The sequence below is a fragment of the Anaeromyxobacter sp. SG66 genome (genome assembly GCF_022690805.1).
Taxonomy (GTDB): Bacteria; Myxococcota; Myxococcia; order Myxococcales; family Anaeromyxobacteraceae; genus Anaeromyxobacter; species Anaeromyxobacter soli.
Genome location: NZ_JALCZC010000010.1, coordinates 20,626 through 41,197 on the forward strand (window position 1 = coordinate 20,626; position 20,572 = coordinate 41,197).

A 20,572-nucleotide genomic window follows, 5' to 3' on the forward strand; every position below is an offset into this window, starting at 1 on the left:
GGAGGTCCACACCCTCACACAAGCAACTACCTGTCCGCTCGGAGGCTGTACGAGCGATGACCCGAGCGCCGCGTTCCACCCCGCCCATGCTGGTGCTGATCGCCGTCGCCTCGGCCGTCCTCGCGTGCTCGCGGGAAGCGCCGGAAGCGGGGATCGATCCGGTCGTTCCACCCATGCCCGCTCCGCCCCCGGCTCCGCCGGAGTGCCAGATCACGCTCGCGGGCCCCGCCTGGATCGTGGAGGGGGAGCGGCTGCAGCTCTCCGTGGGGTGCGCGAACGGCGCTGCTCTGCCGGCTGACCTCGTGCTGGAGGGGCTCCCCGCGGCGGCCCGGCTCGATCCGCGCGCCGGAGAGGTCGTCTGGCAGACCGGGCTCGCCGACGCGGGGGTGTATCTCGCCACCGTGCGCATGCCGGGCAAGGCCGGGGCGCAGCTCCGGGTCGGGATCGTGGACCGCTGGGATGCGACCGGGAACACCCCGCCGGACCCGGCCCGATACACCGAGGAGTACGGGCTCCCCGTGTTCCACCTGCGGGTGGACGCGGAGATCACGGACTTGGACTACGTCCCTGCAAATCTCACGTACCGCGGAACCACCTATTCGCTGGGGGTGAAATATAGAGGCGCCAGCTCGCTGAACTTCCCGAAGAAGAGCTTCACGCTCTCATTTCCGGATGAAGCCCAATTCTCGGACCCCGTCCTCGGGTTCCCACCGCGCAAGAAGATCCTGCTCGTCACGACCTTCGACGATCAGACGCTCATCCGAAACCGTCTCACCCTCGGGCTTTGGTCGCTCGTCGCCGACCACCCCATCGACGTGCGCACCGCGAGTGCCGTCCTGTACCTCAACGGCGAGTTCCGCGGCGTCTACATGATGAGCGAGAAGATCGCGGGCCAGGTGCTCAAGGAGCACGGCCTCGACGGCGACGGGAACCTGTACTTCGCGATGTCCTGGTTCGCGAACTTCCGCGAGACCGGCCCGGACGGCCAGCCGAAGGTCACCTGGCACGACGGGTACGAGAAGGACGAGGGCACGCCGCTCGAGGGGGAGCCCGGCGCCTTCGACGATCTCGACGCCTTCGTGCAACTCGTCGCGACGGCCGACGATGCGACCTTCGCCGCGGCGCTGCCCGAGACGGTAAGCGTCGACGAGTTCCGCGACTGGTGGGTGCTCGCGATGCTGTCCTACTCGACCGATAGCGTGGGCAAGAACACGTTCCTGTATCACGATCCGCAGGCGGGCCCCTGGCGAGCGACCGTGTGGGATCACGCGGGAAGCCTCGGCCAGAACTATCAGATGCTCCGAACGAGCCCGCAGAGCTCGGCGGAGTTCATCGACAGGAACCACCTCTTCGAGCGCCTCCTCGCACCTCCCTTCGGAGACCTGACGCGGGCGCGACTGGGAACCGCACTCCGGGAGCGCGTGCCCAGCGACGCCGTGCTCTCCGAGTACGACCGCCTCGTCGCAGAGACCGCGGCGACCGCGTGGCGCGACGACGCGCGCTGGGGGAGCGAGCAGCGAGCCTACTTCGAGGCCATTGGGCGCACGGACTGGCACTCGTACGAGGATGAGGTCGCCTACGCGCGCGAGTGGATCGCAGCCCGCTGGGCCTACCTCGCAGAGCGCTACTAGCAGCCTGCGGCATTCCCCACTCCTCTGCTGAAAGGCCCGCCAGGCGCACGCCCTCGGGACCGTCCGCTTGACCGGACGGCCCGCCGTTATCTAGGATGTCCGTTATAACGGACGTCCGGCCGTTCGGTCGTCGCGCAACCCAGGGGAGTGTCATGACGAGAGGGGAATCGAAGCTGTGGAGGAACGCCGCCGCGGCCGCGCTCATAGCAGTCGCGCTCGGCGCGGCGCCGGCACGGGCCACGGAATCGGCGGGGGGCGAGGCGAAGCTGCTCAACGTCTCGTACGACCCGACCCGCGAGCTGTACGACGCGGTCAACAGGGCGTTCGCCGCCAGGTGGAAGGCAAAGACCGGCCAGGACCTCAGCGTGCGGCAGTCGCACGGCGGCTCCGGCAAGCAGGCGCGCGCCGTCATCGACGGGCTCGAGGCCGACGTGGTCACCCTCGCCCTCGCCTACGACGTGGACGCGATCGCCGCGCGGGGGCTCCTCCCCGTCGACTGGCAGAAGCGCCTGCCGGAGCGCGCGTCGCCGTACACCTCGACCATCGTCTTCCTCGTGCGCAAGGGGAACCCCAAGGGCCTGCGCGACTGGGACGACCTCGTGAAGCCCGGCGTCCAGGTGATCACCCCGAACCCGAAGACCTCGGGCGGCGCGCGCTGGAACTACCTCGCCGCCTGGGCGCACGCGGTGAAGAAGAGCGGCGGCGACGAGGCGAAGGCGCGCGAGTTCGTGAGGTCCCTGTACCGGAACGTGCCGGTGCTCGACTCGGGCGCCCGCGGCTCCACCATCACGTTCGTGGAGCGCGGGCTCGGCGACGTGCTCCTCGCCTGGGAGAACGAGGCGTTCCTCGCCGTGGAGCAGCTCGGGAAGGGGAAGTTCGAGATCGTGGTGCCGCGCTCGAGCATCCTCGCGGAGCCGCCGGTCGCGGTGGTGGAGCGGAACGCCGACCGGCACGGGACCCGCGCGCTCGCGCAGGCGTACCTCGAGTTCCTCTACACGCCCGAGGGCCAGGAGCTCGCCGCGAGGAACTACTACCGGCCCCGCGATCCGGCGGTCGCGGCGCGCCACGCGGCCCGCTTCCCCAGGCTCGAGCTCGTCACCATCGACGCCTTCGGCGGCTGGCAGAAGGCGCAGGCCGCGCACTTCGCCGACGGCGGCGTCTTCGACCAGATCTACACGCCCGGCCAGTGAACGGCGTTCCCTAAAGACCTCCCGGAGAAGACCCATGAGCTTCCGCCTCTCGCTCGCCGCGCTCGCGGCCGTCGCCACCCTGCTCGCCCCGCCCGCCCGCGCGCAGGAGAAGACCTCCCCCGTGTTCTACGGCGTGCTCAACGTCCAGGCCTCGCGCCTGGACGCGCCCACCCCCGGCGCGAACACCTCGACCGTGGAGCTTCGCCGCGCACGCATCGGCGCGCGCGGCGAGGTGACGCCGCACGTCGCCTACTCCTTCCTCTTCGACGCCGCCGACGCCTCGGTGAAGGACGCCTACGCGGCGCTCCAGGGCTTCTCGCTCTTGCCGGGGCTCGAGCTGCGGGCCGGCCAGTGGAAGACGCCCTTCGGCTACGAGCAGCCGGAGAGCGACACGAAGCTCCTGTGGGTGACGAGCTCGTACGTGGTGGCGGCGCTCGCGCGCTCCACCACGACCTCGAGCCTCACCGCGAGCTCCGACGCGCGCGACCTCGGCCTCGGGGTGGTGGGGCGGTGGAGCATCGCCGGCGGGCTCGGCGCGGACCTCGCCGCCTCGGTGGTGAACGGCGCGGGCCCCAGCCGGCGCGACGATCTCGACGAGAAGAACGTGTGGGGCCGAGCCGGGCTCTCGCTCGCGGCCGGCAGGACGACGGTGCGCGCGGGTGGGTCGTACGGCTACGGGCGTCAGCTCGCCGGCCTCGGCGCGAACGGCCGCTTCGACGGCGCCGGCGCCGCGGTGGACGACACCTCGTTCTACTTCCTGACCTACGGCGCGGACGCGACGCTCGACACCCCGTATCTCTTCGCGGCGGCCGAGCTCATCCAGTCGGAGCGCGACGTCTTCGCCGCCGCAACGGGCGCGCGCTCGGACGCGCTCGCGCGCGGCTGGTACGCGGGGCTGTACGGGAAGAGCCCGTGGAACGTGGGCCCGGTCTTCCGGGCGGAGCGCTTCGACCGCAACCGCACGACAGCCGGCGATCGCAACGAGCGCTACACGGTGGGCGCCTACGTGGACCTCCTCCCCATCAAGGCGCGGCTCATCGCCAACTACGAGCTCGATCAATCGCAGAAGGCGGTGCGGACCGGAGATCGGGCGGTCCTCTTCGGGCAGGTCGTCTTCTAGGGCGGGGCGGGACCCGGGCCCCGGCGGTCGGATCGACGCCGGGGCCGACTCTCCTTCGCTGCGAGCGCGGCGCGTGCCCCGCCTCCGGAGCGAGCGATGCGGCCGGTAGGCCGCGCGGCCACACCGGCGCACGCGTTGATCCGATGTGCCCCCACCGGTATCGTGCCGGGACCGTGCGGCCGAAGATCCTCCTCGTCGACGACAACGCCGAGCTGCTCTCCCTGCTGGCCCGCCTGATGGAGGCCGAGGGGTGGACCCCCATCGCCGTCGGCAAGGGCCACACCGCCATCTCCAAGGTCGCGACCGAGAAGCCCGCCGCCGCGGTGGTGGACGTCCTCTTGCCGGACATGATGGGCTACGACGTCGCCCACGCGCTCCGGAACGCGAGGGTGCCGTTCGTCTTCATGACGGGCGTGTTCAAGGGCGGCCGCGCCGCCACGGACGCGCGCACCCAGCACGGCGCGGCCGAGTACTTCGAGAAGCCGTTCGAGGCGCACAAGCTCGTGCTGGCGCTGCGCGCGCTCCTGCCGGCGACGACGCCCGCGCCCACGCGCACCCCGGCGCCTCCGCCGCTCCACGGGAACGACTTCGACGTGGAGGTCGCGGTCGAGGCGGACGAGCCCCTCGAGCCGATGGAGCTCACCGGCAAGGTGGTCCTCACCGAGGACGGCAAGGTCTCGGCGGTGCTCCGCGGCGAGACGGTGACGGCCGCGTCGGTGGGGAGCCCCGCGCGTCCGCCGCCCCGCCCCGCCCCGCCGCGCCCGCCTCCGAGCCGCCCGGGGCCCGACCTGTCCCGCACCGAGGGACGGCTCGAGGACAACGTCCCCGAGCTCATCACCGCCTTCCACCTCGCGCAGCAGACCGGCGAGCTGACCCTGCAGAAGGGCAAGGTCAAGAAGACGATCTACTTCGAGAAGGGGCGGCCCTGCTTCGCCATCTCGAACCTCGTCACCGACCGCTTCGGCCCGTTCCTCGTGCGCGTGGGCAAGATCACCACCGCCCAGCTCGAGGAGTGCCAGGCCGCCGCCGATCGCTCCGGCCGGCGCACCGGCGACATCCTGGTGGAGATGAAGCTCCTCAAGGACACCGAGAAGCTCTACTACCTCGCCCAGCAGGTGAAGGCGATCGTCTACTCCGTGTTCGGCTGGGAGGAGGGCGAGTACCGGATGCACTTCACCGACCGGGCCGCCCAGGAGGCGATCAAGATCGACCTCCACCCGGCGAACCTCATCGTCCGCGGCGTGAAGAAGCTCTACAAGCCGGAGCGGCTCTTCCGCCTGCTCAGCCCGGAGGACCGGCTCATCCCGAGCCCGCAGCCGGCCTACGGGCTGCACGAGGTCGAGCTCGAGCGCTGGGAGGCGGAGACGCTGCCCAGGGTGGACGGCACGCGAACGGTCGCCGAGATCGTCCACCACGCCCAGCGGCCCGAGCACGCGGTGTACGGCTTCCTCGTCGGGATGTTCGCGCTCAAGATCCTCGACCGGAGCTGAGGCCCGGGGCTCGCTCCCGCGGTCCACCCCCACGCCGCTCGCCCGCTCGCTTGGTCCGTCCCGGCGCGGGCCTCCCACGATTACAGCTTCCCGCGATCGACCGCTCGCCCCGCCGCCCGTGGGGGCGCGCGACGGCGCATTCCGCACTATCGTTTTTGCGGAGCGCGACCATGCATCTCTTGGATCTCATCTTCGGCGTTGCGATCCGGGGGCACCATTTCTTCGAGGATGGCTGGGGTGATCGCGCGATCTGCGCGTCCGCCGATCCGGAGCTGCTGCTCCGGCGCAGGACGCGGCCCATCGACGTCCGGCTCTCACCGAGCAGGCGCGCGCACGGCGGGATCGTCCGCGACGGGACGTTCGAGAGCCCGGAGGAGCGGCTGCCTTCCTGCGCGCGCACGGCGCGAGTGAAGCTCCTCCTCCCCGAGGGCGAGCTGCGCGGCGTGTTCGTGCACCTCGCCGCCTCGGGCGACCAGGGCTTCGGGATGCGGCTGCGCTTCGCCGAGCCGCTGCTCGCGCACGGCGTCGGCGCGGCGGTGCTCGAGAACGCGTACTACGGCGCGCGCCGTCCGGAGGCGCAGCTCCGTCACGCGGTCCGCTCCGTCGCCGACATGCACCTCATGGCGGCCGCGACCTTCCTCGAGGGCCGCGCGCTCCTGCGCTGGCTGCGCGACGCGGTCGGCGCCGAGCGGGTGGGCGTGACGGGCTACAGCATGGGCGGCCAGCTCGCGGCGATGGTGGGCGCCGCGGCGTCGTTCCCCGTGGCGGTGGTGCCGGTCGCGCCGGCCTGCTCGCCGGACTCGGTCCTGCGCGCGGGGGTGCTCCGGCACGTGCCCTCCTGGCCGAAGCTCGCCGGCGAGGGCGAGAGCGAGGAGTCCGTGCGCGAGGCGCTGCTCGCCATGGCCGCGCAGTTCTCGGTGACCTGCCTGCCGGCGCCCGTCTATCCCGAGGCGGCCATCGTGGTCGGCACCGCCTCCGACGGCTTCGTGCCGCCGTCGGAAATGCGGCGCATCGCCGAGCACTGGGGCGCCGAGCTGCGCTGGTTGCCCGCCGGACACGTGAGCGCCATCCTCCGCCACCAGGGCGCGATGCGGCAGGCGATGCTCGACGCGCTCGAGCGGCTCGACGCGGCCCCGCTGCCGAGGCGCCGCCCGCGCCGCGAGGCGCTGCGCGAGGACGCGGTGAAGACGGCGCCCCCCGCGATCGCGGCCCGCTCCGGCCGGCGCGACCGGCCGCGCGGCGCTGCGCTGCGCCAGCGGCGGCCCGCGACGCGCAGACCCCCTCGGGGATGATCCACGGGGGCTGCGCCCCCGCCCCGCCGAGCGAAGCTCCGCGCGCTCGTGCGCGCGTACCGATCGATGCCCCACCCCGACAGCCGGGTCCCGTGCGCCGCCGCGAGCGGCTTCGCCGCTTCCGCGGCGTCGCCCCGGCGGGCTCGCTTCGCTCGCCGGTTCGCGAATCATGATCGGCCGTTCATCGCCGGCAGACCGCCGCGAGGGGATCCCGTTCAGACGTGGGTCGGGTCGTGCCCCGTCGCGAGCCGCGGGATGCGCGTGGCGACGGCGAGGTGCTCCCGGGTGCGGAGCCGGGCGAGGACGCCGCGCGGGTCGGGCGCGGGGCCCGCGAAGGCGAGGAGCCGCTCGACGCGCGCGCGCGCCTCGGCGAGCCGGGCGCGCGGGATGCGCCCCCCCTCGACCGCGGCGCGGACGAGATCGATCGCGCGGTGCTGCACGCCCGCGGTGTGGCAGACGAGGAGGGCGTCCACCCCCGCCGCGACCGCGCCCGGCGCCGCCTCCTCGAGCGGGAAGTGCTCGGCGACCGCCTTCATCTCGAGGTCGTCCGAGATCGCGCAGGCCTGGAAGCCGACCCGCTCGCGCAGGAGCCGCATCACCTCCGGCGAGAGCGTTGCTGGCCGGCGCGGGTCGAGCGCCTCGAAGACGACGTGCGCGGTCATCACGGAGGCGACGCCCGCGCGCGCGAGCGCCCGGAACGGCGCCAGCTCCACCTCCTCGAGCCGCGCGAGCGGGTGCGGGAGGCGCGGCAGGTCCTTGTGCGAGTCCTGGCTCGTGTCGCCGTGGCCGGGGAAGTGCTTCGCGCAGGCGGCGACGCCGGCCGACTGGAGCCCCTCCGCGAGCGCCACGCCGAGCCGCGCGACGGCGGCGGGATCGCGCGAGAACGCGCGATCCCCGATGACGGGGTTCGCGGGGTTCGTGTCCACGTCAACGACCGGCGCGTAGTCCTGGTCGATGCCCACGGCGCGCAGCTCCCGGCCGAGGAGCGCGCCCACCTCGCGCGCGAGCGCCGCGTCGCCCGCGTCGCCCAGCGCGCGCATCGGCGGGACCTCCGTGAAGCCCTGCGGCTCGCGCAGGCGGGCGACACGGCCTCCCTCCTGGTCGATCGAGACGAGGAGCGGCCGGCCCGCGGCGGCCTTGAGCGCGTGGACGAGCTCCGCCACCTGCTCGGCCCCGTCCACGTTGCGGCCGAAGAGGACGACCCCGTACACCCCGCGCCGGACGAGCTCCAGCACCTCGGGCGACGGGGTCTTGCCGTGGAAGCCGACGCAGAAGAGGCCGGCGACGTCGCGATCGAGCGTGGAGATCACCGCGCCATCCTAGCCACGGCCGGGCGGCGGGCAAGGTGCCCGCTCCGCGGCGCTGCCGTGCCGATCGGGCCGCGGGCCCGACGCTCGCTTCAGCTGATGAGCACTCCCTCGAGGAAGAAGGCCGCGAGCGCGAGGACGAGGAGGACGGACCAGAGGGGGATCGTGCGGCCCGCCCCCGCCGCCTGCGCGTCGCCCTCGACCTTCGCGTGCGTCTCGCCGCCGAAGTAGGCGGTGAGCTCCTTCGGCTCGAGCCGCCGCGTGTCGGACTCGCGCGGATCGGGCGAGACGGCGAACGCGAGGCGCGGCTCGAGCCGCTCGCCCTTGCCCTGCGCCGCCACCTTCACCTGCCAGAGGCCCGGCTCGCGCGGCGTAACGACGAGCCCGCCGCGCTCTCCCTCGCGCAGCCCCAACCGCTCGAGCTCCGCCGGCCCGCGCTCCCGCCCGCCCGGATCGACGAGCCCGGCGAGCCGCTCGCCCGGCTCAAGCCGGATCGTCCGCTGCGCGCCCACCACGAGCGCCGGCTCGCGCCGCTCCTCGAGCCCGCCCGCCAGGAAGCCGGCGAAGCGCTGCATCGCCGGGAGGAAGCTCGTGCGGATCGGCCAGTCGGTCCAGTCGCGGTCGGCGCTCGAGGTGAAGAGCAGCACCCGGCCGCGGCCGCGCCGCGCCTCGACGAGCGCCGGCGCGCCGTCGTCGAAGCTCGCGAGCACCGTCGCCGGGGCGCCTTTCGGGCCGGGCTTCGCGAGGACGTAGCGGTAGGTGCGCGTGCCGAGGAGCCCCTCGCGCGCCTCGCCCACGAAGATCGACAGCGCGGGGTGATCCCAGGCCACGTCCGCGAAGCGCGCGGCCCGCGCCGCGCCGTCGGCGGGCGAGGCGGCGGTCTTCACGACGTGGAGCGGCATCGGCAGGAGCTTTCCGAGCTCGCGGTCGTATGCCTCGGGATCGACCTCGTCGCCGAGCGAGAGGAAGAGCCCGCCGCCGTTCTCCACGAACCGCTCGAGCTCCGCGGTCTTCGCCCCGACGCTGCGTACGTTGAGGAGGAGCACGACGTCGTACCTGGAGAGGTCCTCGCCCGGGAACGCGTCCGCGTCCACGAGCTTCGGTCGCACCGGCGACGCGGTCGAGGCGAGCGCGGACTCCACGAAGTAGGCCTCGTCCCGGTAGCGCACCGGCGAGGGCGCGCCGTCCACGACGAGCGCCCTCACCTCGCGCGGCACGACGAGCGCGACCGCGCGGGCGTCATCCATCGGGAGCGCGTCCTCCGGGAGCGCCACCTGCAGCACGGCGGGGCCGCCCTGCGGGAAGGCATAGGAGAGCGTCTTGCGCACGGTGCCGCCGGAGGGGAGATCCACGAACGCGCGGATCGCGGTCTTCGCGCCGGGGCCGGCCCCGGCGGAGAGCCCGAGCGGAACGTCCTTCCGCGCCTCACCGCCCGCGCTCGACACGGCCGCAGTGACGCGGTAGCCGCGGGGGCCCGCGGCGGGATCCGGCTCGGCGTCGAGACCGACCACCGCCAGGTTCGGGAGCGGCGCGCCGCGCGCGGCGTCCTGGACGGTCACCTCGGGGAGGATCTTCCCCTCCGGCCCCTCGATCACCGGCGGAGGCACGTCGAGCCGCCAGGCGCTCGCGGCGAGGTCGGTCGCGACGACGACGCGCTTGCCGAGACGCGCCTGCGCGGCGGGGCTCGCGAGCGCGCGCACCGCCGCGCCGACGCAGGCGGTGAGGTCCGCGTGGCCCGCCCACGCCTCGGCCTGCTCAAGCAGCCGGCGCACCGCGGCGCGGTCGAAGCCCGGCGGCTCGGCGGCGGGCGTCTCGGCGCCGCACACGACCGCGGTGGCGGGCTCGTCGGGACCGAGCGCGGCGAGGGCGCCGAGCGCGTCGGCGCGGGCGCGCTCGAACAGGGCCCGCCCGCCGAGCCGGTAGCGCATGGAGCCGGAGGCGTCGAGCACGATGGCCGTGGCCTTCGGCCCCTCTACGACCGCGGCGGCCGCCTCACCCGGCCGCTCCGCGCGCGGCCGTGCGATCGCGAGCGCCGCGGCGGCGAGCAGGAGGGTGCGCGCGGTGAAGAGCAGCACCTTGCGGATGCGCAGGCGCCGCTGCGTCTCGCGCCGGGCGCGGAGGATGAAGTCGATCGCCGGGAAGGGCGTCGGCCGCGGGCGGCGGCGGAAGAAGAGGTGGATCGCGAGCGGGATGGCCGCGGCGAGGAGGCCCCAGAGGAGCGCGGGGTTCAGGAAGCCGACGCTCATGCGGCGCTGCGCTCGCGGCGGGCGAGGAACGGGACGAGCACCTCGTCGAGCGGGCGGTCGGTGCGGCAGAGCGCGTAGTCCACGTCGGCCTCGGCGGCGGTCCGCTTCGTCTCCTCGAGCCAGCGCCCGAGCACCTCGAGGTAACCCTTCCGCACGTCGCGACCGTGCGCCTCCACCTGGCGCGCGTCCTCCATGGAGAGGAACAGGGTCGGATCGTCGAACGGGAACTCGAGCTCGGCGGGATCGAGCACGTGGAAGATCGTGACCTCGTGCTTGCGCCGGCCGAGCTGGGCGAGCTTCTTCACGATGCGCTCGTCCGGGTCGAAGAGGTCCGAGAAGACCACGACCGAGGAGCGGCGCGGCGCGTTCTCGATGATCCAGTCCACGGCCGCGTCGAGCCGCGTCACGCCCTGCGGCCTCGCCGCCTCGAGCGCCTCGACGACCGGCGTCAGGTGGCTCGCCGACGCCCGGGGCGGGATGGCGCCCGCGACGTGGCCCTGCACGAGCACGAGCCCGGCCGCGTCCTGCTGGCGTACGAGCAGGTAGCCGAGGGACGCGGCGAGCGCGCTCGCGTACTCGAGCTTCGAGAGCCGGTCGGGATCGCCGCGGTAGCCCATCGAGCCGGAGGCGTCCACGACGAGGTAGGCGCGGAGGTTCGTCTCCTGCTCGAAGCGCTTCACGTAGTACTTGTCGAACTTCCCGTAGGCCTTCCAGTCGATGTGGCGGATCTCGTCGCCGGGCGCGTACTCCTTGTGCTCGGCGAACTCGACCGACTGGCCGTGGTGAGGCGACTTGTGGAGCCCGGAGAGCACGCCCTCCGTCACCGCGCGCACCCGGAGCTTCAGGGTGCCGAGCTTCGCGAGGACGGCGGGGTCGAGGAGGGGGCGCTTCGCGTCGGCCATCGCGCCGCTAGCCCTTCACCTTCTCGAGCAGCCGGCCCACGATCTCGGCGCTCGTCACGCCCTCGCTCTCGGCGCGGAAGTTCGCGATCACGCGGTGCACGAGGACGTTCCTCGCGAGCGCGCGCACGTCCTCCACGCTCGCCGCCATGCGGCCGTCGAGGATGGCGCGGCTCTTCGCGCCGAGCACGAGGTACTGGCTCGCGCGCGGGCCGGCGCCCCAGGAGACGTTCTCCTTCACGAAGTCGGGCGCGTCCGGCTCCTTGGGGCGCGTCGCGCGCACGAGATCCACCGCGTACTTGATGACGTGGTCGGCGGCGGGGACGCGCAGGACGAGGTCCTGCAGCTCGCGGATCTTGTGGGGCGAGAGGATGCGCTTGAGCGGGGGGCGCGACGCGATGGTGGTGGAGCGGACGATCTCCTGCTCCTCCTGCGCGGTGGGGTAGCTCACCGTCACGTAGAACATGAACCGGTCGAGCTGCGCCTCGGGGAGCGGGTAGGTGCCCTCCTGCTCGATGGGGTTCTGCGTGGCGAACACCAGGAACGGCAGGTCGAGCGGGTAGGTCTCGCCGCCGGCCGTCACGCGGTACTCCTGCATCGCCTGGAGCAGCGCGGCCTGGGTCTTCGGCGGCGTGCGGTTGATCTCGTCGGCGAGCAGGAGGTTCGCGAAGATCGGACCGGCGACGAAGCGGAAGGCGCGGCGCCCGGTGGTGTGGTCCTCCTCGAGCACGTCGGTGCCCGTGATGTCGGAGGGCATGAGGTCCGGCGTGAACTGGATGCGGTTGAAGGAGAGGTCGAGGACGTCGGCGACGGTGGAGATGAGGAGCGTCTTGGCGAGCCCCGGGACGCCGACGAACAGGCAGTGCCCGCGCGCGAAGAGCGCGACGAGGAGCGAGTCCACGACCTCCTTCTGACCGACGATGCGCTTCTCGATCTCGGTGAGGAGGAGCCGCCGCGCCTCGTGCAGCTCGCGGACGGCCTGGAGGTCGGCCTCGGGGTTGGGCGATGCGCTCGTGTCGAGGGTCGTGGTGGTGGACATGGCCTGTTCCGTTCCCTGCCGGCTAGTGGTCCGCGAGTATCCGCGCAAAGCCCGCTTCTCGCGAGGCGCCGCCCGGGTCCCCGCTCGCCTCGAGCGCCTTGGAGAGGCCGGCGTGGATCTCCGGGTCGAACGGGTCCTGGCGGTTCGCGACGAGGAGGTGCTCCTTCGCGCCCGCGAAGTCCTTGCGGGCGAGCAGGATGCGGGCGAGCCGCACGTGGAGCGCGGCGTAGTCGGGGCTCCAGCCGAGCGCCTCGCGGAGCACCCGCTCGGCATCGGCGTCCGCGCCGGACATCATCGCGGCGAGCGCGTACTGGTTCGAGAGGATGGGCACCCGGGCGCCCACCCGCTGCACGGCCTTGCCGTACTCGATGCGCGCGGCGGTCCACTTGCCGCGGGTGCGCATGATCTCGCCCAGCCGCGCGAAGCCGCGCGCGCGCTCGTCCGGGATCTCCGCCCACTCGGCCCACTGGCCCGCCTGCTTCGGGTCGTCCTTGAAGCGGAGCTTGGCGAGCGCGTGCTCGCCGCCGCGCGGCAGCGCCCGGCTCCCCATGTGGCGGCGCCACTCGCCGAGGAAGCGCGGGAACGGCACGCCGAGGACCTCCGACACCGCCGCCTCGGTCGGCTCGCCTCGCGCGAGCGCGTCGAGGATGCGCGGCAGCACCGGCGGGCCCCGCTGCTGCACGAGGTACTCGATGGCGAGGGCGACCTGCGCGTAGGCGAGCGCGGCGCGCTCCTGCGAGGGCAGCTTCGCGAGCGAGGGGTGCATCTCCTCGAAGGAGACGAGCTCGTTCTTCTGCACCGCCTCGCGCACGAGCGCGGCCGACACGGGCGAGATCGGCTCGCCGCCCCCGCGCCAGTCGTCCTCGAACCACTTCGCGAGCCCCTCCTGCAGCCAGATGGGCGCGCGGTTGCGCGACTTCAGCGTGAGGACGTGGTGCGTGTACTCGTGCGCGGCGGTGTCGAGCCAGTCGTAGCCCTTGAGCAGCGCCTTGGGCGAGAGGAGCATCAGCTTGTTGAACTTGCACACCGCCACCGTGCCGGAGGTGCGGATCTCCTGCTCGGTGAGCGTCGAGACCTTGGCGAGCTCCTTCACGTCGTTCACGATCTCGACCGTCAGCCGCGCGTCAGGCGTGAAGGCGAGGCTTCTCGCGAGCGCTGCGCGCTGCCGCTCGAGCGCGTCCACGAGGTACGGCACGAGCACCTCGTCCTTGCCCTTCGGGTACGCCACGACGAAGTGCTCGCTCTCGAAGCGGGCGTCGTCCTTCGTGACCTCGAGCGCGGCCTTCGCGAGGGCGAGGTAGCCGGCGGGATCGCCGAGCCCCGAGGACTCGACGAGCGGCACCGCCTCCGCGTAGCGCTGCTCGTAGAAGCGCAGGAGCCCGGCGGCGAGGCGGACCGCCGGCTCGTCGGGGCTCGCCGCGAAGAGCGGCTCGATCACGGCGCGGGCGCTCGCGACGTCCTCGTCGGCGAGCGTGCGCAGCGCGCCGGAGATCCGCTCCGGGAGCGCGAGCTTCGGGCGCGGGGGGCGCGCGGGCGAGGCGTGGGGGGTGACGTTCTTCGCGGGCGGCGCCGCGGAGGCGGGGTCCGGGACGGCGACGAGCGCCGCGAGGAGAGCGAGCGCGAGGGCCCTCACTTGACGAGCTCCTCGTAGTAGCGCTGCACCTCGCCCTTGTAGCGCTCCGGGGCGCCCTGCCTCATCGCGTCGAGCAGGTCCTTGCGGAACTCCTCGGGCACCTTGTAGGCCTCCGCGCCCGGGATCTTCACCTTCTCCCGCGACGCCTCGCGGCCGTCGCCCGACTCCTCGCCGCCGCCCTGCTCGCCGCCGAACGGGAACGGGAAGCCCATCCCGCCCCCGCCGCCCTGGCCCTGGCGCTTCGCGGCCTCCTCGAGCCCCTTCTGGAAGCGCGCGAGCGCGTCGAGCGCGAGCGCCTGCTCACCGTGGCCGCGCTGCGGGTTGCGGTTGCCGAGCTCCGCGGCGGCCTCGCCCATGTGGCCGCGCGACTCGCCGAGCTGCGCCTGCGCCTCCTGTGGGAAGATCGGCGCCTGCTGCATGAGCTCCCCGAGCTTCTGCTGGAGCCCCTGCGCCTTCTGCTCGAGCGCGCCCTGCTTCTTCGCGAGCTCGCCGAGCCGCTTCTGCACCTCGGGCGGCAGGACCGAGCGCGGGTCGGGGAACATCTTCGAGAGGGCGTCACGGATCTCCCGCGCCTTCGGCACCGCCGCGTCCACCGCGCGGTGCGCGTCGGCGATGGACTCGCGGGGCGTGCCGTGCGCCGGCTGCCGCGACAGCTCGGCGTCCTCCTCGAGGTAGCGCGAGAGCCGCTCCACCGACGGGGCCGCGCGCTGCGCGGTCTCCCAGGCGGCCCCCATCTCCTTCATGCCGAGCGCGCGCTCGAGATCGGAGAGCGCCTCGCGCGACTGCTCGTACTCCATCTCCGAGCGGTAGGAGATCCCCGGCGCCGCGCGCTCCACGTCCTTGCGCGCCTCGCCGGCCAGCTCCGCGAGGCGCTTCACCTCCTGCTCGGAGGCCTTCACCCGCTCCTGCAGCTTCTTGCGGTACTCCGCGCGGACCTGGTCCGTCTCGCCGGCGGTGGCCTCCTGCTCGGCCTTCACCTTCTCGAGCTGCTCCTTGAAGGCGAGCATCTCCTTCATGAGCGCCTGGGCCTTCTCGTCCGGCCGCCCCGCGGTGCGCTGGAGCCCGGCGAGCATCTGGTCCATGGAGGAGGCCATCGCGTCGAGCGCCTTCATCGCGGCCTCGACGTCGCCCTTCGCGAGCAGCTTCTCCACCTCGTCGAGCCCGCCCACGAGGTCCTTCGAGCGCGCGAGCTCGGCGAGCGCCTCGGCGTTCATGTGCTCGTCGTTGAAGCCCTTCGAGAGCTCGGCCATCTGCGCGAGCAGGTCCTTCACGCGCTCCTTCATCCGGCCGATCTCGGCGAGCAGCTCCTTCTTCGCCGCCTCGCTCGGCGAGGCGCGGTACTTCTCCATGAGCGAGGCGAGCTCGCGGCGGCGGCTCGCGAGATCCTTCGCGAGCCGGACGAGGTCCTCGGCGCGGCGCTTGTCGAGGAGCTGCTCGAGGTAGAGGGCGCCCTTCTCCAGCTCCTGATCGAGCAGCCCGTCGAGCGCGGCCATGCCGCGGAGGAGCGAGGCGTCGGGGCGGATGCGCACGCGGATCGCCTGCGCGACCGAGCCGCGCGGGCCGGCGACGCGCCCCGCGGCGGAGCGGATCGCGCCCGCGACGTTCGTGAGCGCGTCGGCGACCTCCCGCGGGCCGGCGCGGTCGCGGCGGATCTCGCGCGCCGCGTCGCTCATCCGCTCGTGCAGTTGGCGCGTGCGGACGTCGAGCGCCTGCACCGGCGCGAGCCGCTCCGCGGTCGTCACCGGCCCGGCCGCGAGCGTCTCCAGCCGGTCGCCCAGGACCCCCACGAGCTCCTCGAACACGGCGCGCGCGTTCTCGAGCACCTGCCGGCGGTGCTCGGCCTCGGAGTAGATCTTGAGCGTGTGCGTCTCGGTGCGGGTCTTCTTCGGGCCGGAGACCGTGTCCGTGTCGAGCGCCTCGAGCCAGTAGTCGAGCCGCTCCCCCTCGCCGAGCTTCTCCGCGACGAGGTCGAGCTCGTACACGCCGCCGTCGCGGCGCAGCCCCTGCTGCCGGCGCAGCACCCGCCGCTCCTCCGCGCCGCCCGCGCGCTTCAGGACGAGCGCGGCCTCGGAGAGCCCCACGTCGTCCTCGGCCTGCCACTCGATCGCCACGCGCGCGTTCGCGTCCACCTCCAGCTCGCGCTCCGGCGCGGTGATGCGCACCTCCGGGAACGCGTCCGGCTCCACGACGATCGGGATGGGCGGCCCCTCGGCGACGACCGCCTTCCCGTCGAGGTAGCGGAAGCGATAGCTTCCGCCGTCGGTCACGAGCAGCCGGCCGCGCAGGTCGCGCTTGCCGCCGACGGACAGGGCGAAGCGCTTCACCGGCGCTGCCCCCGGCTCCGCTCGTGGCTCGCCTGGCTCGCCGCGAGCGGGCTCTTTCGCGCCACCTCGGGGTTGCCCCTCCTCACCGGCGCTGACGCCGGCCCGCTGCGCACCCTCGGCAGGGCCCCGAGCGGCGGGGTCGAGGTCGAACGCGATGACGAGCTCGGCCTGCTTCACGTCGCGGTCGGCGCGCGTCTCGAGCGTGACCTCGGTACCCTTCGGCGCGCGGATCTCGCCCCCGGTGCCGGAGAGCGTGCGCGGCTCGCGCTTCATGTACGCGGGGTACTTGAAGGTGAGCTGGATATCGCCCGTGATCGGGTCGGCGGCGGGGGCGGGCGTGCCGGGCGGATCGCCGAGCAGCACGCGGCCGTAGGCGTGCGCGAGGGGGCTGCCGCCGAGGAGGAAGGCGGCCGCGTGGGCGGCGAGCGCCAGGACGAGCGTGAGCCCTCCCCGCCGCGCCCAGAGATCCGGCACGGCGCGCGCGAGGTCCACCTCCTGCGCCGCCTCCGCGGTCCGCGCGAGGTGGGCGTCCACGAGCGCGACCGAGTAACGCCCGCTCGCCTGGATGGCCTCGCGCTCGCGCGCGAGCTCGACCGAGGACAGGAGGTCGGAGCGGAGCGCCGGCGCGTCGCGCGCGACGGTGCGGGCGGCGGCCTCGGCGCTCCAGGCGGTGCGGAGGAGCGCGCGGATCGCGAGCGCGGCGGCGGCGACGATCACCGTGGCCGCCGCGGCGAGCGTCAGGGATCGCACGCCGATGCGGGCGCCGAGGTAGAGCGCCACCGCCCCCGCGAGCAGCACGGCGAGCCCGGCCGCGAGCCCGAAGCCGAGCGCGGCGAGCAGGACGACGCGGAGCTGTCGGCGCCGCGCCCCGTCGAGGACGCGCGCGATGTCACCGTACGCGACGGTCATCGGCCCTTTCGTAGAGAAGCCCCCGCCCTCGGCCCGGCGGGTTCAGGGAGGATAACGCGGGGAGGTCCGGGGTGCCCCCGCGGTGTTACGCACGGGGCAGGTGTGCGGCGCACCTCTCTGGGAGCGCGCCGTCCAGGGTGTGCTAGTTTTCGCCCTCCGCTTGAATTTACACCCCGGAGCAGCCGTCCGACCGATGGAAGCTGACGACCTCGCGCTGGTCTCGAAGGCCCAGGCAGGCGATCCCGCCGCCTTTCGCGCGCTCGTCGTCCGCTACCAGAGGAAGGTCTACGCCGTGGCGCTCGGCATCGTGAAAGACTCGGACCTCGCCTGGGACGTCGCCCAGGAGGCGTTCGTGCGGGTCCACGGGCACCTGGGCGCGTTCGAGGGCAAGTCCTCGTTCTCGACCTGGCTCTTCCGCATCGCGACGCACCTGTCCATCGACGCCGTCCGGCGCGAGCGCGTCTCGCAGAAGGAGGACGTGGACGAGGTGCGCGAGAGCGACCTGACCGGCGGCGGCGAGGGCATCCTCGCGACGACGCTCGGGGACGATCCCGCCGAGAACGTGCTCCGCCGCGAGATGGCGGAGAAGATCCAGGACGCCCTCGCGACCCTGCCCGAGAAGCACCGGACCATCCTCGTGCTGCGCGAGGTGGAGGGGCTCTCCTACGAGGAGCTCGCCGAGCGGCTGGGGATCCACAAGGGCACGGTGATGAGCCGGCTCTTCCATGCGCGGAAGAAGATGCAGACCGCGCTGCGCGGCTACGCGGAGCGCAGCGCAGGGGACGACGAGGAGTCGGCGCCATGAAGGACTGCGTCCGCTACGCCCCGATGCTCGGCGCGCGCCCGGGAGAGCTCACGGACGAGGAGCGGCGCGCGCTCGACCTCCACCTCCAGGGCTGCGCCGGCTGCAGCGCCACCGCGGCGGAGCTGGCCGCGCTCGACGGCCTCGTGGGCGAGTCGCTCCTCGCCCGCGCGAACGCCCGGGACTTCGCGCCGTTCGTGGACCAGGTGATGGCGCGGGTGGGCGCCGCGCCGGGGCTCGCGCCCGCGCGCGGCCGGCGTGGCTTCCTCGGGTGGTTCCGGGCGCACCCGCGGGCGGCGCTCGCCTCGCTCGTGCCGGTTCTGGCGGCGGTCGCGCTCGTCGTGTACGTTCGCCTCGAAGGCGGCCAGCTCGGCCAGGTGGCCTCCCTCGAGCTCTCGACCGAGGGCGAGGTGACGATGGTGCTGCAGACGTCGGACGGCCCGGTGGTGCTGCTCGACGACGGGGAGCACTCGTGACTCGATGCCGCCGCTCGTGCTTCGACAGGCTCACGAGCGGGCCTGCGAAGCTTCAGGAGACCCGGTGACCCGCACGCTCTTCGCCGCGACCCTCGGCGCCCTCCTCGCGATCGGCGCCGCCCTGCCCACGGCCGCCCACGCCGAAGTGCCGGTCAGGGTTCGCGTCATCAAGGGCTCGCGGCAGGGACCGGCCAAGGTCGATCCCCGCCTCGAGGACCTGCGCCGCCAGCTCTCGCCGCTCGCCTACGTCCGCTGGGATCAGGTGAGCGAGCACCGGATGGAGCTCGACCGCGGCCGGACGCAGTTCGTCGAGCTGCCGGGCGGCGAGACCGCCGCGCTCACGCTGCAGGAGCGGCACGGCGACACGGTGACGTTCGAGGTGGCGCTCACCTCGCGGAACACCCAGTCCCGCCTGACCGTGCAGAAGGGCCAGCGCATCGTGCACCAGGTCACCGGCGAGAAGAAGGGCGAGGCCCTCTTCCTCACCGTGAATGCCTGGCCGTAGGGGGGGGGTCGGGCCTTGAGCCACCTGGCTCGAGCGTCATGACGACCGCGTACGAGCTCCAATCGGCACGGCGCGGGCGCGACTCGAAATCGAGCGCTTTTGCGTAGCGACGCTCTTCGCGTCAGTTCCCCTGGAGCACGTTCTGGCCGCGGTTGGCGAGATCGACGCTCTGCCAGATGCCCTGGATGGTCGGGAGGATCTGCGTCACCACGCGGTTCCAGTTGGTGAGGCCGTACGGCGCCACGTAGACGACGTCGAGCGGCTCGAGCTGGAACTGGGTGGCGAGCAGCATGGCGTCGGCGCTCGAGGCGTTCAGACGGTACACGCGCGGCGCGTCGTAGCGGCCCCGAAAGACGTACACCTCGCCCGGGTTCGAGGACACCGCCGAGAAGCCCTCGGAGTCGCCGATCGCCTCGGCGAGCGTCATCCTGCCGCGCGCCATGAGCTTCGACGACTGGCGCATCACCTCGCCGAGCACGAAGACCTTGTTCTCCTCGCGCGAGGGCACGTGCAGCACGTCGCCGTCCTTGAGGAGCCAGTTCTGCGAGCGATCGCCCTCGTCGTAGAAGGCCTGCAGGTCGAGCCGGTAGGTTCGGCCTTCGCGGGTGAGCGCGACGCCCCGCGTCCAGGCGCCGGGGGCGAGCCCGCGGCAGGCGGCGATGGCGTCCTGCACGCGCAGCGGCACGTCGCTGATCGGCAGCGTGGTGGGCTGCACCACCTCGCCCGTCACCTCCACGCGCTGCCCGCGAAACGCGGCGATGCGCACGTCGAGCTGCGGGTTCTCGATGTACTTGCGCAGCCGCTCGGCGATGAGGACGCGGACCTCGGGGAGGGTCTTGCCGCCGACCTCGATCACCCCGACGTGCGGGTAGAACATCGTCCCGTCTGCCTGCACCGCGTTGCCGAAGGTCTCCGCCGCACGGAACTCGCCGGCCGGGATGGTGAGCTCCGGGTGATCCCACACGATGACGGACAGCACGTCGTACGGCGCGATGCGGTACTGCCAGCTCGCGGCCTCGTCGGCGAGCGGGTCCTTCGGGCGTGCGCTCGCGGCGCGGACGCGCGCCTCGGCCTGCTCGACGAGCACCTTGGACGAGATGGGGACGATGGCGATGGGCTGCTCGGCGGTGCCGCGCGCCTCGAGCTTGTCCGGCTTGAACTGGAGGCCGGGAGAGATCGAGCGGCAGCCCGTGGCGAGCAGCGCGAGCGCGGCGAGGCCGAGGACGGTCGGGCGAGCGAGCGCGTTCAAGGCACCCTCCAGAACGCGCGGTCGAAGTCCTCGAGGCCGCGCTCGATGAGCGCCAGGGCCGACTCGAAGGAAGCACGGGGCAGGTGGTACGGATCCGGCACGTCGAACCCTCCGAACTTTCCGATGCGGTGCACGCGGCCGCGCGCAGAGGGCGCCATGGCCTCGATCTGCCGCTGGTGGGCCGACTCCATCACGAGCACGAGGTCCGCCGCCGCAAGCATCTCGGGGGTGAGCTGCCGCGCCCGGTGGGGCGTGAGGTCGATCCCGCGCTCCGCCAGGAGGGCCACCGCGATCGGGTCGGCGCCCCGTCCCTCGAGCGCGCCCAGCCCCGCCGACTCCACACGGCCACGCCCCCGCGCCGCGAACCGCGCGCGCAGGAGGGCCTCCGCCATGGGGCTCCGGCAGATGTTGCCGACGCACACGATCAGAACCCGGTCGAGCATGGCGTGCGCTGAAGGAG

At 73.3% G+C, this 20,572-nt stretch carries 16 protein-coding genes; 8 read left to right on the forward strand and 8 right to left on the reverse strand.

Going from position 1 to position 20,572, the window contains the following annotated elements:
- The first annotated feature begins 173 nt into the window (after positions 1 to 173).
- The 5 genes from MNZ39_RS05140 (at position 174) to MNZ39_RS05160 (ending at position 6,723) form a co-directional block, all read left to right on the forward strand.
- Complete coding sequence (locus MNZ39_RS05140; protein WP_242335523.1) at positions 174 to 1,631, forward strand: CotH kinase family protein; 1,458 nt, start codon at positions 174 to 176, stop codon at positions 1,629 to 1,631.
- Positions 1,632 to 1,783: 152 nt separating this feature from the next.
- Positions 1,784 to 2,821 carry a sulfate ABC transporter substrate-binding protein gene (locus tag MNZ39_RS05145; RefSeq protein ID WP_242335526.1) on the forward strand — a complete coding sequence of 346 codons (1,038 nt, stop codon included), beginning with the start codon at positions 1,784 to 1,786 and terminating at the stop codon, positions 2,819 to 2,821.
- A 34-nt stretch (positions 2,822 to 2,855) separates the two neighbouring features.
- Complete coding sequence (locus MNZ39_RS05150) at positions 2,856 to 3,941, forward strand: porin (RefSeq protein ID WP_242335529.1); 1,086 nt, start codon at positions 2,856 to 2,858, stop codon at positions 3,939 to 3,941.
- A gap of 173 nt (positions 3,942 to 4,114) precedes the next feature.
- The gene (locus MNZ39_RS05155; protein ID WP_242335532.1) at positions 4,115 to 5,431 is read left to right on the forward strand and encodes a response regulator; all 1,317 of its coding nucleotides are present in this window, start codon (positions 4,115 to 4,117) and stop codon (positions 5,429 to 5,431) included.
- A gap of 170 nt (positions 5,432 to 5,601) precedes the next feature.
- Complete coding sequence (locus tag MNZ39_RS05160) at positions 5,602 to 6,723, forward strand: alpha/beta hydrolase family protein (RefSeq protein ID WP_242335535.1); 1,122 nt, start codon at positions 5,602 to 5,604, stop codon at positions 6,721 to 6,723.
- Between the two features lie 215 nt (positions 6,724 to 6,938).
- Here MNZ39_RS05160 and nagZ read toward each other — a convergent pair whose 3' ends face one another.
- From nagZ to MNZ39_RS05190, 6 genes are all read right to left on the reverse strand, one after another.
- Positions 6,939 to 8,033, reverse strand: a complete 1,095-nt coding sequence (nagZ, locus tag MNZ39_RS05165; protein ID WP_242335538.1) for a beta-N-acetylhexosaminidase — start codon at positions 8,031 to 8,033, stop codon at positions 6,939 to 6,941.
- A gap of 89 nt (positions 8,034 to 8,122) precedes the next feature.
- Positions 8,123 to 10,276, reverse strand: coding sequence for a BatA domain-containing protein (locus tag MNZ39_RS05170; protein ID WP_242335541.1), 2,154 nt, complete (start codon positions 10,274 to 10,276; stop codon positions 8,123 to 8,125).
- A complete protein-coding gene (locus MNZ39_RS05175) occupies positions 10,273 to 11,178 on the reverse strand; it encodes a DUF58 domain-containing protein (RefSeq protein ID WP_242335544.1) in 906 nt (301 codons plus the stop codon). The genes MNZ39_RS05170 and MNZ39_RS05175 overlap by 4 nt, the downstream gene beginning before the upstream one ends.
- 7 nt (positions 11,179 to 11,185) lie before the next feature.
- Positions 11,186 to 12,214, reverse strand: a complete 1,029-nt coding sequence (locus MNZ39_RS05180; RefSeq protein ID WP_242335547.1) for a MoxR family ATPase — start codon at positions 12,212 to 12,214, stop codon at positions 11,186 to 11,188.
- Positions 12,215 to 12,236: 22 nt separating this feature from the next.
- Complete coding sequence (locus MNZ39_RS24815; RefSeq protein WP_242335550.1) at positions 12,237 to 13,847, reverse strand: peptidase MA family metallohydrolase; 1,611 nt, start codon at positions 13,845 to 13,847, stop codon at positions 12,237 to 12,239.
- Positions 13,844 to 17,080: a DUF4175 family protein gene (locus MNZ39_RS05190; RefSeq protein WP_242335553.1), complete on the reverse strand. Its 3,237-nt coding sequence runs from the start codon at positions 17,078 to 17,080 to the stop codon at positions 13,844 to 13,846. Before MNZ39_RS05190 ends, MNZ39_RS24815 begins: the two co-directional genes overlap by 4 nt.
- 193 nt (positions 17,081 to 17,273) lie before the next feature.
- On the opposite strand from MNZ39_RS05190, the gene MNZ39_RS05195 reads away from it, so the two are divergent.
- The 3 genes from MNZ39_RS05195 (at position 17,274) to MNZ39_RS05205 (ending at position 18,863) form a co-directional block, all read left to right on the forward strand.
- A complete protein-coding gene (locus MNZ39_RS05195; protein WP_242335557.1) occupies positions 17,274 to 17,885 on the forward strand; it encodes a sigma-70 family RNA polymerase sigma factor in 612 nt (203 codons plus the stop codon).
- Entirely contained in the window at positions 17,882 to 18,358 is a 477-nt protein-coding gene (locus MNZ39_RS05200; protein WP_242335559.1) for a zf-HC2 domain-containing protein, read from the forward strand. The genes MNZ39_RS05195 and MNZ39_RS05200 overlap by 4 nt, the downstream gene beginning before the upstream one ends.
- 64 nt (positions 18,359 to 18,422) lie before the next feature.
- Positions 18,423 to 18,863, forward strand: a complete 441-nt coding sequence (locus tag MNZ39_RS05205; protein ID WP_242335562.1) for a hypothetical protein — start codon at positions 18,423 to 18,425, stop codon at positions 18,861 to 18,863.
- Positions 18,864 to 18,984: 121 nt separating this feature from the next.
- On the opposite strand, the gene MNZ39_RS05210 is transcribed toward MNZ39_RS05205, so the two are convergent.
- Entirely contained in the window at positions 18,985 to 20,112 is a 1,128-nt protein-coding gene (locus tag MNZ39_RS05210) for a polysaccharide export protein (protein ID WP_242335564.1), read from the reverse strand.
- Positions 20,109 to 20,555, reverse strand: a complete 447-nt coding sequence (locus MNZ39_RS05215; protein WP_242335567.1) for a low molecular weight protein-tyrosine-phosphatase — start codon at positions 20,553 to 20,555, stop codon at positions 20,109 to 20,111. The genes MNZ39_RS05210 and MNZ39_RS05215 overlap by 4 nt, the downstream gene beginning before the upstream one ends.
- Positions 20,556 to 20,572: the final 17 nt, after the last annotated feature.

Excerpts from the sequence above, each read along its gene's own strand:
- MNZ39_RS05140 (WP_242335523.1), top strand. The coding sequence starts at position 174 with ATGCCCGCTCCGCCCCCGGCTCCGCCGGAGTGCCAGATCACGCTCGCG.
- MNZ39_RS05145 (WP_242335526.1), top strand. The coding sequence starts at position 1,784 with ATGACGAGAGGGGAATCGAAGCTGTGGAGGAACGCCGCCGCGGCCGCG.
- MNZ39_RS05150 (WP_242335529.1), top strand. The coding sequence starts at position 2,856 with ATGAGCTTCCGCCTCTCGCTCGCCGCGCTCGCGGCCGTCGCCACCCTG.
- MNZ39_RS05160 (WP_242335535.1), top strand. The coding sequence starts at position 5,602 with ATGCATCTCTTGGATCTCATCTTCGGCGTTGCGATCCGGGGGCACCAT.
- MNZ39_RS05170 (WP_242335541.1), bottom strand. The coding sequence starts at position 10,276 with ATGAGCGTCGGCTTCCTGAACCCCGCGCTCCTCTGGGGCCTCCTCGCC.
- MNZ39_RS05175 (WP_242335544.1), bottom strand. The coding sequence starts at position 11,178 with ATGGCCGACGCGAAGCGCCCCCTCCTCGACCCCGCCGTCCTCGCGAAG.
- MNZ39_RS05180 (WP_242335547.1), bottom strand. The coding sequence starts at position 12,214 with ATGTCCACCACCACGACCCTCGACACGAGCGCATCGCCCAACCCCGAG.
- MNZ39_RS05190 (WP_242335553.1), bottom strand. The coding sequence starts at position 17,080 with ATGACCGTCGCGTACGGTGACATCGCGCGCGTCCTCGACGGGGCGCGG.
- MNZ39_RS05195 (WP_242335557.1), top strand. The coding sequence starts at position 17,274 with ATGGAAGCTGACGACCTCGCGCTGGTCTCGAAGGCCCAGGCAGGCGAT.
- MNZ39_RS05200 (WP_242335559.1), top strand. The coding sequence starts at position 17,882 with ATGAAGGACTGCGTCCGCTACGCCCCGATGCTCGGCGCGCGCCCGGGA.
- MNZ39_RS05215 (WP_242335567.1), bottom strand. The coding sequence starts at position 20,555 with ATGCTCGACCGGGTTCTGATCGTGTGCGTCGGCAACATCTGCCGGAGC.